Raw genomic sequence first — 11778 nt, 5'->3', positions numbered from 1 at the left:
ATCCGAGCGTGCAGACAGCAGAAATGCCGCCGCCATGCCTGGCAAGGCGGCGATCCGACCGGCAAGACCGGTCTGGGCAGCGATTCAGCCCATCGCAGCCACGGGCTTGCGACGATGGCAATCCTCGGCGTGGTCGTTGACCATGCCGACGGCCTGCATCCAGGCATAGACGATCACCGGCCCGACGAACTTGAAGCCGCGCTTCTTTAGCGCCTTGGAGATATCGACAGAGAGCGGCGTCTGGGTGGGAACCGAACCGTCGCTGCCGATGGAGTCCTGGATCGGGCGGCCGCCGACCATGCTCCACAGAAAGTCGGCGAAATCCTCGCCGCTGTCACGCATGGCGAGATAGGCGCGGGCGTTGCCGATGGTCGCCTCGATCTTGGATCGCGAGCGCACGATGCCGGCGTTGCCGAGCAGCCGCTCGACGTCGGTCTCGTCGTAGCCGGCAATACGCTCGGGGTCGAAGCCCTCGAACGCCTCGCGGAAGGCGTCGCGCTTCTTGAGAATGGTGAGCCAGGAGAGCCCGGCCTGGAAGCCGTCGAGGATCAGCTTCTCCCACAGCGCCCGGCTGTCGTACTCGGGGACGCCCCACTCGGCATCGTGGTAGGCGGCATTCAGCGGGTGTGTCTGCGCCCAGGCGCAGCGTGAAAGGTCAGGGTCGGGTACGGTCATGCTCGGCTCTCTTCAGCGGACGGCGGTCGCTCTCGATTCTGCCGCCCAGGGCGGCCAAAACCAAACGCAAAACGGCCGGAAGCGCCCGCAGGCGCTTCCGGCACGTCACACTCGCCCTGACATCGGGCGGGGTTGGTCAGGCCTCGCGATCAGCCGAGGGTCCCGTGGGGGTCGATCACGAACTTCTTGGCCGCCCCGCCATCGAAGGCGGCGTAGCCCTTGGGCGCGTCGTCGAGCGAGATGGTCTGGACGTTGACCGCCTTGCCGATATGCACGCGCTCGTGAAGGATCGCCTGCATCAGCTGACGCTGATAGCGCATCGCCGGGGTCTGGCCGGTGTGGAACGACATCGCCTTGGCCCAGCCCAGCCCGAACTTCATCGAGATGTTGCCGTGCTTGGCGTCTTCGCTCTCGGCGCCCGGGTCTTCGGTCACGTAGAGCCCCGGAATACCCACGGCACCACCGGCCTGGGTGATCTCCATGGTCGCGTTGAGCACCGTCGCCGGCTGCTCGTGGGCATGGTTGTGGCCGTGGCAGTTGGCTTCGAAGCCCACCGCGTCGACCGCGCAGTCCACCTCCGGCACGCCGAGCACCGACTCGATCAGGTCGGACATGCTGGCGTCCTGCTTGAGATCGAGCCCTTCACAGCCGAAGCTGCGCGCCTGCTCGAGACGCTGATCGTTCATGTCACCGACGATCACGCAGGCCGCGCCCAGCAGTTGCGCCGAGACCGCCGCCGCCAGGCCCACCGGGCCCGCGCCGGCGATATAGACGGTCGAGCCGGGCTTGACGCCAGCGGTGACACAGCCGTGGAAGCCGGTGGGGAAGATGTCGGAGAGCATGGTCAGATCGAGGATCTTCTCCAGCGCCTGCTCCTTGTCCGGGAACACCAGCAGCTGGAAGTCGGCGTAGGGCACCATCACGTACTCGGCCTGCCCGCCGACCCAGCCGCCCATGTCGACATAGCCGTAGGCGCCGCCGGCGCGGTCGCCGTTGACGTTGAGACAGATATGGGTGTCGCCGCGCTTGCAGTTGCGGCAGCGCCCGCAGGCGACGTTGAAGGGCACCGAAACGATGTCGCCGACCTTGATGAACTCGACGTCACGCCCGCACTCGACCACCTCACCGGTGATCTCGTGGCCCAGGACCAGGCCTTCCGGCGCGGTGGTACGGCCGCGGACCATGTGCTGGTCGCTGCCGCAGATATTGGTGGTCAGAACCTTGAGAATGACACCGTGCTGGCACTGACGGCTGCCCAGTGCGAGTTCCGGGAACGCGATGTTCTCGACGGCGACTTTACCGGGGCCGCGATAGACGACGCCGCGATTGGCGGGTGAAGACATGAGGTGAACTCCTGTGGCTGGTCTCTGGCTGCCGTCGCGTCCGACCGTCTGGCGGGGCGGATCCGGAACAACAGGCCAAGTTCAGCGTAGAAGTCCCCGCCCCGGAGGAGATGTCTCGTTGCGCCACCGGGTGACGCAACGACGACAATGGCCATGTCCAAACGTCTTAACTAGATCAACGGACTCAGCGCCACGCAACCCAAGGCGAGAAAGCCCGAGCCGCCATTGCCTGGCGTATCGCCCCGGACATCCGCCCTAGAAGAGAGCGACGCTCAGTAGTCGATCACCACCTTGCCCTTGGGCTTGGAGCAGCAGGAGAGGATGTAACCTTCGGCCTCGTCCTCCTCGGTGATCCCGCCGTTGTGCTCCATTTCCACCTCGCCTTCGAGCTTCATCACCCGGCAGGTGCCGCAGATCCCCATACCGCACGCCTTGGGAATGTGCAGCCCCAGCTTGGCGGCGGCGGCGTGGATGGTCTCGCTCTCGCCGATGCGGATGCTCTTGCCGCTGCTGGCGAACTCCACCGGGGTCAGATCGGCGACATCGACCTCTTCGGCCGCCGCCTCGGCCTGCTCGGCCAGCTCGATGACATCCTCCTGGACCCCCAGCGGTGTGGCCCCGAACGACTCCTGGTGGTAATGGGCCATGTCGAAGCCATCTTCCAGCAGCACCTGACGCACCGCCTGCATGAACGGCGCCGGGCCACAGCAGAAGATTTCGCGTTCGAGATAGTCCGGCGCCATCAGGCTCAGCATCTGGCGCGACAGGTAGCCGCGGAAACCGGCCCAGGCCTGGCTCAGCTCGTCGCTGCGCTCGCACACGATATGCAGGCGGAACTCCGGCAGCCGCGAGAACATGTGCACCAGCTCGCGGTGATAGATGATGTCGTTGGGTGCCTGCGAGCAGTGCACGAACTCCAGATCTACCGCGGCATTGGTATCGAAGAACCAGCGGGTCATCGACATCAGCGGGGTGATGCCGACCCCGCCGGAGAGCATCAGCACTTTCTCCGCCGGGTGGTCGATGACGTTGAAGTCGCCCACCGGACCGTGCACGACCATCTCGTCGCCGGCGCCGAGGTTGTCATGCAGCCAGTTGGAGACCTGGCCGCCCGGCAAGCGCTTGACCGTGATCGAGAAGCTGTAGGGGATCGAGGGCGAGCTCGAGATGGTGTAGGAGCGCATCACCGGCTTGCCCGCGATTTCAAGCTCCAGGGTGACGAACTGACCCGGCTTGAAGAAGAACATCACCGGCTGATCGGCCATGAAACAGAAAGTCTTGACGTTCCAAGTCTCTTGGATGACTTTGACGCAGCGCACCTGGTGGCGGCCGTTGGTCCAGGTCTGAGTTGTGACCGGATTGAAAAATTGCATCGTCATGGCACTCGATCAGGGGAAGCGGCCACAGCGCCCACTTCCGGTGGGTTACCTTATGGCCGGATTCTGAGCACGCAGGCCGGGTACGACTTTCCCGTCAACGACACGGGCATGCCAGCCACCCCCAACCCGGGCACTCTTTCGTCGATTTGGCCGCCGCGTCGCGCCCCGGGGAAAACGCCACCGGTCGCCCTGGTATCGACGAATGTCGCGGCTGGACAACTTCCAAGCTATCGCCTGAGCGACACTCCGCCGAACGGATCGAATCGCTACAGCCTAGCCACGCGCCGCCACACCCAGGTCGATCCCGCCGATGGGCTCGGGAAAGACCCACAATATATTGTTTGATGAGGATGCGACCATGTCACCACTTCCACGCGACAGCCTGGATGACACTCTCAGCGCGACCCGCAAGGCCGTGGCGGATATGCTGGAACAGCGTAACCCGACCTATTCACTGCCCCAACCCTTCTACAACGACCCGCGCCTGTTCCAGGTCGATATGGAGGAGATCTTCGAGAAGCAGTGGCTGTTCGCGGGCATGAGCTGCGAGATTCCCGCCAAGGGCAACTACTTCAAGCTCGAAGTGGGCAGCAACTCGATCATCATTCTGCGCGGCGCCGAGAACAAGATTCACGCCTTCCACAACGTCTGCCGTCACCGCGGCTCGCGCCTGTGTCTCAAGGACAAGGGCAAGGTGGCCAAGCTGGTCTGCCCCTACCATCAGTGGACCTACGAACTCGACGGCCGCCTGCTGTTCGCCGGCAGCGACATGGGCGACGACTTCGACATGAGCGCTTTCGGCCTCAAGCCGGTGGCGGTGAAGAGCGCCGGCGGTTTCGTGTTCATCAACCTGAGCGAGAACCCCGAGCCGATCGACGACTTCCTGGTCTCGCTCGAGCACTACCTCTCACCCTATGACATGGACAACGTCAAGGTCGCGGTGGAGTCCAACATCGTCGAGCGCTGCAACTGGAAGCTGGTGATCGAGAACAATCGCGAGTGCTACCACTGCAGCGGTTCGCACCCGGAGCTGCTCAACTCGCTGATCGAGTTCGACGACACCGACGACCCGCGCTCCACCGGCGAGTACCGTGATCTGGTCGCGCGCAAGCAGGCCGACTGGACCGCCTGCGAGGTGCCCTGGCAGCTGGCGCGCTTCGGCAAGCGCAACCGCCTGACGCGCACCCCGCTGCTCGACGGCATCGTTTCGATGACCCTGGATGGCAAGCCCGGCTGCAACAAGCTGATGGGCAACATCCCCAACGCCGACATGGGCTCGCTGCGCATCCTGCACCTACCCAATTCGTGGAACCACTTCATGGGTGACCACGCAGTGGTCTTCCGCGTTCTGCCGCTGGGCCCGCAGGAAACCCTGGTCACCACCAAGTGGCTGGTGCACAAGGATGCCGTGGAAGGTGTCGACTACGACCCGGCGCGCCTGCGCCAGGTGTGGGATGCCACCAACGAGCAGGATCGCCGCCTGGCGGAAGAGAACCAGCTCGGCATCAACTCGCTGGCCTATCAGCCCGGCCCCTACTCGCAGACCTACGAGTTCGGTGTCATCGACTTCGTCAACTGGTACAGCGAAACCATGCGCGAGAATCTCGGCGTCCAAACCTCTGCCCCGCTGCAGGTGGCTTCGCAGTAACGCCATGGCGCTCAGTGCGACTCACTGACGCCAGGGTCGCCCATGAAAAAGGCGCCTCCCAAGAGAGGCGCCTTTTCATTGATGGTCATGCTATCCGCGGGCTAGAACTCCACCGTTGCCGACAGCTTCAAAGTCCGCGGCTCGCCCTGAATCAGGTAGCCGGCAAAGGCCGTGGATGCACCCGCCCAGTAGTCCTCGTCGGTGACGTTGTCGATACCGGCACGCCACACCCAATCGGCACCACCGATCGGCGTGGTGTAGCGCACGCCCAGGTCCAGCCGCGTCCACGGGTCCAGTTCGAGATCGTTGCTGGCATCGGCGTACTGCGTCCCGGTGTGAATGACACGACCTGTCGCGGTGAGGCGATCGACATGCGGGATATCCCACTCTGTGCCCAGCACGACGCGGTACTCGGGCACGCCGGTCGCATGGTTGCCCTCGGTGCCATCCTGGGTCTTGGTCAGCTCGGCATCGATCCAGGTCGCGCTGCTGAACAGACGCAGGCCCTCGAGGGGTTCGCCGTAAAGGCTGAGCTCGAGGCCACGATTGCGCTGCTCGTTGTCCAGACTGCCGACACCGTCGACGACCGCTGCCGTCGGTAGCTCGATCTGAAACAGGCTGATACCGCCGCCGATGTTGCCATAATCGAACTTGCTGCCCACTTCATACTGCTTGGCGTGGGCGATGCCCAGGTACTCGCCATAGTTCGAGGCCGCGGTATCGCTGACGGTGCCACCATCCTGCAGGGCCTCGACGTAGTTGGCGTAGAGCGACACGTTGGAAGTCGCCTTGAACACGACGCCCACCGCGGGCGTGACTCGGCGGTCGGCATAACGGTTGTTACCACCGGCGTTGGGGCGCTCGTCGACCTCCAGCTCCTGGTAGCGTGCCCCCAAGGTCAGTAAGACGCGATCATTCACGAACCCCAGCGTATCGCTCAGGGTGACACCCTGAGACCGCGTCCGCGTCACGCTGCCACCGACAGAGGGATCGCCTTGCGGCCGCGACAGATCCTGCGGATCGTAGATATTGGTGGTGCCCGCCGCCAGAAAGCTCCAGTCGGTATCGAACTTGCGGTAGGCACTGGAGTAGCCAAGAGTCACATCGTGGCTCACCGGGCCAGTCAGGACATAACCGCGCACACCCGCCTGACTGGCGAAGTTATCGATGTGGTTACCGGTCTCGAAATCGTTGACGCTGGCATTGCCGTTGTCATCGGTCAGTCTCGGATTGGCCGAGACGATATTCTCGATGGTGCGGTTCCCGCCGACCGCGGCAAAGGCGGTCCAGTCGTCGTTCAGGTCGTACTCTCCACGCACCATGCCGAAATGGGTCTCGAGTGCGGAGCCACCGAAGGCGGGCGTGTAGTTCGAGCTGGCATCCGGCACGGTGGGGACTGTCGTCGCTGCCCCGGTGTAGAGGCTGGAGCGCGCGCCCTCCAGCGTCGATTTCTGATGACCGACATCGAACAGCACACGTCCGCGTTCGCCGCGATAGTCGAGGCCGACCACCACCGAGGTGTCACGCTGACTCTCGTCATCGATGGCGGTATCGCCGCGGCCACGCACAGCGCTGACCCGCGCGCCCCACTGCTTCTGATCACCGAAGCGCCGGCTCGCATCGACCCCCACTTCACCATAGCTGTCGGAGCGATAGCCGCTGGAGAGCTTGAGCATCGGCTCATCACCGGCGTGCTTGGGCTCGATGTTGACGGTGCCGCCGATGCCACCATTCCCCCCGATGGGAATACCCGAGGTGAAGGCGCTGGCCCCCTTGAAGACTTCGATACGCTCGGCAATATCGGTGTTGATGAGCTGGCGCGGGAGCACGCCGTAGAGCCCGCCGTACGCCACGTCGTCGCCGGTCAGGTTGAAGCCGCGAATCTTGAAGGCTTCGCCGTAGATGCCGTACCCCTGACCTACGCTGACGGAAGCATCGTTCTGCAGCGTATCGCCCAGGGTTTGCGACTGCTGATTCTCGATCAATTCGCTGGTGTAGCTGGTGACGCTGAAGGGGATGTCCATCGCATCCTTTTCACCCAGCAGGCCGACACGACCACCCGCGGCGATCTGGCCACCGGCAAAGGCCGGCGGCGGGGTATCGCCATAGGTCGGCACCGTGCCGGTGACGGTCACGGTGTCCAGCGAGGGCCCATCCGTTGCGCTCTGCGCCCAGGCCGGTGTCACCAGGGGTGCACTCCCCATGGCAACGATCGTCAGCACGTGACGAGCCTGAAGCCGGCTCGCCGAAGGAGAGTTCCCTGATGACATGGTCTAGACCCATTGTTCTAATGAATAGTTTTGATGAATCGTTGTGACGAATTGTTGTGACGAATGGTTCGTAATGGTTTGGCGCCTGGCTCGTCGAGCGCCTGAATCGAACGTATACGTCACGTCGGGCTATTCTAGACCGCTTTACGCTGGATGAAAATGCGAATGCTTCTTAGATGTACTCACATCAATCTCTTGTGTGACGATTGATAACGATTGTCATTCGATCTACCATCATTCGCGGTCGCCGGCCTCGGCAGACGGCCCCTCAACCGCCCATGCCGACACGCCAGGCCGGGCATCCGCGCTCGAATCCCGCTGTCAGGAACCGTCACGTTGCCGCGAGTTCGCCCTTCACGCCCAGCCGTCGTCACCCGAATCGCGCTGCTGGTGGGCGTGTGGCTGCTGACGGCAGCCGCTCAGGCCGCCGCCACGCCGCGCATCGCCGCCGCCAACTGGTCCTCCGCCGAGACGCTGATCGCCCTCGGCGTCGCCCCCTACGCGGTGGCGGACATCGCCAACTACCGCAAGTGGGTCAGCGCGCCGGCGATACCGGCGGAGACCATCGATATGGGCCTGCGCAACCAGCCCAACCTCGAACTGCTGGCCCAGCGCCCGCCGGACCTGCTGCTGACCAGCGCCCTGTTCGTACGCGACGATCAGCGCCTCACACGGCTGATGCCGGTGGAGATCGTGGACAATTTCTATACCGGCAAGGACTACTTCGCCGGCACCTGCGCCATGACCCGCCGTATCGGCGAGCTGGTGGGCCGGGAGGCGGCAGCCGAGGCGTTGATCGCACGCACCGAGCTCGAGCTCGCGTCGGCCGCGAAGGCGCTCGCCGACAGCATCCGGCCGGTCTACGTGGTGCAGTTCGCCGATGCCCAGCACGTGCGCGTCTTCGGCGCCGGCAACATGGTCGGCACGCTGTTCGAGCGCACCCCGCTCACCAACGCCTGGCAGGGGCCGACCAACGGCTGGGGCTTCGCCAGCGTGCCGATCACCCGCCTGGCCGAGCATCCCGAGGCGCGCATCGTGGTGATCAAACCCTACCCACGCAACGTCGCCGCCGAACTCGCCGACAACCGGGTCTGGCAGCTGTTGCCCGCGGTGCGCGCCGGCCGCGTCAGCGAGATCGAGCCGGTGTGGACCTTCGGCGGTCTGCCCTCGCTGTCGCGCCTGGCGAGTGAGCTGGTGGCAGCGCTGCAGCCCGCAGCGGCGGCACAGCCATGAGCACACATCCCTTGCCAGGCTCGGCCCTGCGCCCCTCGCCGCTGCGTCACTCCCCGCTGGGACTGGTGGCAGCCATGGGCGTGCTCGCCGCCGTGCTCGGCTATCTCACTCTGGCGTCACAGTTCGGGGATCTCGCCGGCCACTGGTGGCAGGCGGCGGTCGCCCCCGACGACGGGAGTATTCGCGAGGTGGTGCTCCACTACACCTTTCTGCCGCGGCTGTGCGTGGCGCTGCTGGGCGGAGCCGGGCTGGCGCTGGCCGGCTGCCTGATGCAGCAGGTGCTGCGCAATCCGCTCGCCTCGCCGGCCACCCTGGGGGTGACCAGCGGCGCCCAGCTGGCGCTGGTGATCGCCACCCTGTGGGGGCCGAGCTGGCTGCTGGCGGGACGTGAGTGGATCGCGCTGGGCGGCGGGGTGCTGGCCACCCTGGTGGTACTGGCGCTCTCCTGGCGCCGGCGGCTGGCGCCGATGGTGGTGGTGCTCTCCGGCATGGTGGTGAGTCTCTATATCAGTGCTCTCAACAGCGCACTGCTGCTGTTCCATCAGGAGAGTCTCGCCGGGCTGTTCATCTGGGGCTCGGGATCGCTGTCCCAGAACAACTGGGAGGACACCCGCTTCCTGCTCGCGCGCCTGCTCGTCACGCTGGGGCTGGCGTGTATTCTGCTGCGCCCGCTGGCGCTGCTCGATCTCGAAGAAGAAGGCGCCAAGAGCCTGGGTATCTCAATGCGCAACCTGCGTATCGCCGGGCTCGGGCTGGGTATCTTCATCACCGCCTGCGTGGTCAGTGCGGTCGGCTTGATCGGCTTCGTCGGGCTCGCCGCGCCGGCCATCGCGCGCCTGGCCGGCGCGCGGACCCTGGGCCAGCGGTTGGGCTGGTCGATGGCGATCGGCGCCCTGCTGCTGCTGCTGACCGACCTGGTGGTGCAGCAACTCTCGCCGTTGACCGCCTCGATGCTGCCCACCGGAGCGATGACCGCGGCCCTCGGCGCGCCGCTGCTGCTGTGGCTGCTGCCCCGCCTCAAGCTCGCCGGCACCCGTCCCCAGCCGAGCGCCGGGCTGGTCCTGCCGCGACGCGCCGACCCGCACCGCCGGCTGTGGCTACTGGGCGCGCTGGCGCTCCTCGCCGTGGTGGTGGCACTGGGCTTCGGCTTCCGCCTCGATGCCCACGGCGCCCATCCGGCCTGGGCGAGCTGGGGCCAGCTCGATCTGGTGATCGACTGGCGCCTGCCACGGGTCGTCACCGCCGCCGCCGCTGGGCTGCTGCTGGCCGCCGCCGGCACCCTGCTGCAGCGCATGACCGGCAACCCCATGGCGAGCCCGGAGGTGCTGGGGATCAGCGCCGGGGTGGCCATCGGGGTCATCGCACTGATGCTGCTGCCGCTGGGGATCGCGCCGCTGAGCGGCGGGATCACCGGCTTTGCCGGCGCCGTGGCCGCGCTGCTGGTGCTGGTGGCGTGCAACCGCCGCAGCGGCTTCGTGCCGGAGCGGCTGCTGCTGACCGGGATCGCGATCACCGCCCTGCTGGACGCCCTGCGCGCCATCGTGCTGTCGAGCAACGACCCGCGGGCCCAGCAGCTGCTGGCGTGGCTGGGCGGTTCGACCTACTACGCCAGCCTCACCTCGGCGGGGGTGATCGCCGTCGTGGCACTGGTGCTGTTCGCGCTCACCCTGCCGCTGGGCCGCTGGCTGACGCTACTCCCGCTCGGCGCCCCCACCGCCAGGGCGCTGGGTGTGGATGTCGATCGCAGCCGGCTTTTGCTGCTGGCGCTGGTGGCGCTGCTCACCGTCGCCGCCACCCTGGTGGTGGGGCCGCTCTCGTTCATCGGCCTGCTGGCACCGCACATGGCGCGACTGATGGGCCTGCATCGGGCCCGCCACCAACTGCTCGGGGCGGGACTGCTGGGCATCGTGGTGATGGTGCTAGCGGACTGGCTGGGGCGCAATCTGTTCTTCCCCTACCAGCTACCGGCGGGGCTGATCGCGGCGCTGATCGGGGGGATGTACTTTATGTGGGGCTTGCGCAAGATTTGAGCAGCTGCGGTGCCCGGCACGGATACCTCGGGACATGGGCACCGCGGAGAGGGAGGCGGGCTTCTCGTCAGTGCCCATCGAAGGCGGGCAGCAGGTGCTGATCGATGGCGGTTTTCACCGATGGCAGGAGCATATCGCTCTGCTCGGTCAGCTCGCGGATCGCCGCCGGCAGTTCGGGCACGCGTCCGGCACGGTAGCAGCCGGCGGCCAGCCGGGCGCAGGTGTCCGGGCAGGCGGCTTCGGGCACATGGATGCCCAGCGCGACCAGCCGCTGGCGGAAATCCTCGCCGTCGACGAGATTGACGATCATCATGCAACACCTCCTCGGGTCTGATCGGACTCATGCCCTGCCGATCTTGGCCCGGGCTCGGCCAGGTTTCGGCGCCGGGCCCGCGGCTCGTTACCACCGCATGAGTCGCTGTTTACGCCACTGATCTCTATTTACTGCACTCGACCGCGACGGGTCGATACGCGTATTGTCTGACTGTCGCTCCCGGGACAGTCGACGTCCGCCACGGAAACCTCTGCATGCCCTCTCGCGCTGCCAAGCCCCCACCCTACCGGCGAGTCATCGCCCTCTCTCTGCTGCTGGGTGCCGCCATCGCCCCGGCGGCCAGTGCCGGCAGCTTCACCTACTGGGACGACCCCAGCGCTTCGGCGGTGACCCTCACGCGCGCCGAGTTCGTGGCCAAGGCCCGGCAGCTGCACGGTGAAAAACGGCTGGTCTACGTCAACCGCGTGGTCAACAACGCCGCTCGCCAGCAGTTCGAGAAGGTGGATACCTGGAAGGGCTTCGACCGTCTGGTGAGAGACGGCTACGGCGATTGCGAGGACTTCGCCATCGCCAAGTACCAGATCCTGATCCAGGCGGGGACACCGTCCGCACGGCTGGATTTCCTCGCCGCCGACGACACCCTCACGCCGACCTATCATGCGGTACTGCGCTACCGCCAGGACGACGGCAGCCATCTGATCCTCGACAATCTGACGCTGATGATGCTGCCGGAGTCGAAGCGTACCGACCTGAAACCGCTGGTGACCTTCGACCGCACCCACGCCGCCTACTTCCAAGACGGCGCCTTCCAGCCGGTGGCGCCGAGCCGTATCGTGCTCGGCGGCCAGCCGCTCTCGGAAAGAATGCCGAAACTGCTCGACTACTGAGGCAAACGCCGCTGCGCTGGTGAGGCAAGCGCCGCTGGC

At 65.8% G+C, this 11778-nt stretch carries 9 protein-coding genes; 4 read left to right on the top strand and 5 right to left on the bottom strand.

Features of this window, described 5'->3' with window-relative positions:
* Window positions 1–84 precede the first annotated feature (84 nt).
* From ABV408_RS06200 to ABV408_RS06190, 3 genes are all read right to left on the bottom strand, one after another.
* Window positions 85–675 carry a DNA-3-methyladenine glycosylase I gene (locus ABV408_RS06200; RefSeq protein WP_353981581.1) on the bottom strand — a complete coding sequence of 197 codons (591 nt, stop codon included), beginning with the start codon at window positions 673–675 and terminating at the stop codon, window positions 85–87.
* Between the two features lie 149 nt (window positions 676–824).
* Window positions 825–2018 (bottom strand): formaldehyde dehydrogenase, glutathione-independent, encoded by a 1194-nt coding sequence (gene fdhA, locus ABV408_RS06195; protein WP_353981580.1) that lies wholly within the window; start codon window positions 2016–2018, stop codon window positions 825–827.
* A 272-nt stretch (window positions 2019–2290) separates the two neighbouring features.
* Window positions 2291–3397: a hybrid-cluster NAD(P)-dependent oxidoreductase gene (locus ABV408_RS06190; protein WP_353981579.1), complete on the bottom strand. Its 1107-nt coding sequence runs from the start codon at window positions 3395–3397 to the stop codon at window positions 2291–2293.
* A gap of 358 nt (window positions 3398–3755) precedes the next feature.
* Between ABV408_RS06190 and ABV408_RS06185 the strand changes: the two genes are divergently transcribed.
* A complete protein-coding gene (locus ABV408_RS06185; protein WP_353981577.1) occupies window positions 3756–5045 on the top strand; it encodes an aromatic ring-hydroxylating dioxygenase subunit alpha in 1290 nt (429 codons plus the stop codon).
* 101 nt (window positions 5046–5146) lie between these two features.
* On the opposite strand, the gene ABV408_RS06180 is transcribed toward ABV408_RS06185, so the two are convergent.
* The gene (locus tag ABV408_RS06180; protein ID WP_353981576.1) at window positions 5147–7249 is read right to left on the bottom strand and encodes a TonB-dependent siderophore receptor; all 2103 of its coding nucleotides are present in this window, start codon (window positions 7247–7249) and stop codon (window positions 5147–5149) included.
* 402 nt (window positions 7250–7651) lie between these two features.
* On the opposite strand from ABV408_RS06180, the gene ABV408_RS06175 reads away from it, so the two are divergent.
* Entirely contained in the window at window positions 7652–8548 is an 897-nt protein-coding gene (locus ABV408_RS06175; RefSeq protein WP_353981575.1) for an ABC transporter substrate-binding protein, read from the top strand.
* The gene (fhuB, locus tag ABV408_RS06170; RefSeq protein WP_353981574.1) at window positions 8545–10578 is read left to right on the top strand and encodes a Fe(3+)-hydroxamate ABC transporter permease FhuB; all 2034 of its coding nucleotides are present in this window, start codon (window positions 8545–8547) and stop codon (window positions 10576–10578) included. The genes ABV408_RS06175 and fhuB overlap by 4 nt, the downstream gene beginning before the upstream one ends.
* A gap of 67 nt (window positions 10579–10645) precedes the next feature.
* On the opposite strand, the gene ABV408_RS06165 is transcribed toward fhuB, so the two are convergent.
* A complete protein-coding gene (locus tag ABV408_RS06165; protein ID WP_207034962.1) occupies window positions 10646–10891 on the bottom strand; it encodes a hypothetical protein in 246 nt (81 codons plus the stop codon).
* Window positions 10892–11106: 215 nt separating this feature from the next.
* Here ABV408_RS06165 and ABV408_RS06160 point away from each other — a divergent pair, with 215 nt between their 5' ends.
* Window positions 11107–11739, top strand: a complete 633-nt coding sequence (locus ABV408_RS06160) for a transglutaminase-like cysteine peptidase (protein WP_353981573.1) — start codon at window positions 11107–11109, stop codon at window positions 11737–11739.
* Window positions 11740–11778 lie beyond the last annotated feature (39 nt).

The sequence above is a fragment of the Salinicola endophyticus genome (assembly GCF_040536835.1).
Lineage (GTDB): Bacteria > Pseudomonadota > Gammaproteobacteria > Pseudomonadales > Halomonadaceae > Salinicola > Salinicola endophyticus_A.
Note: the sequence above shows the minus strand (reverse complement) of the source record. Positions and strands in the feature narration are given on the sequence as shown.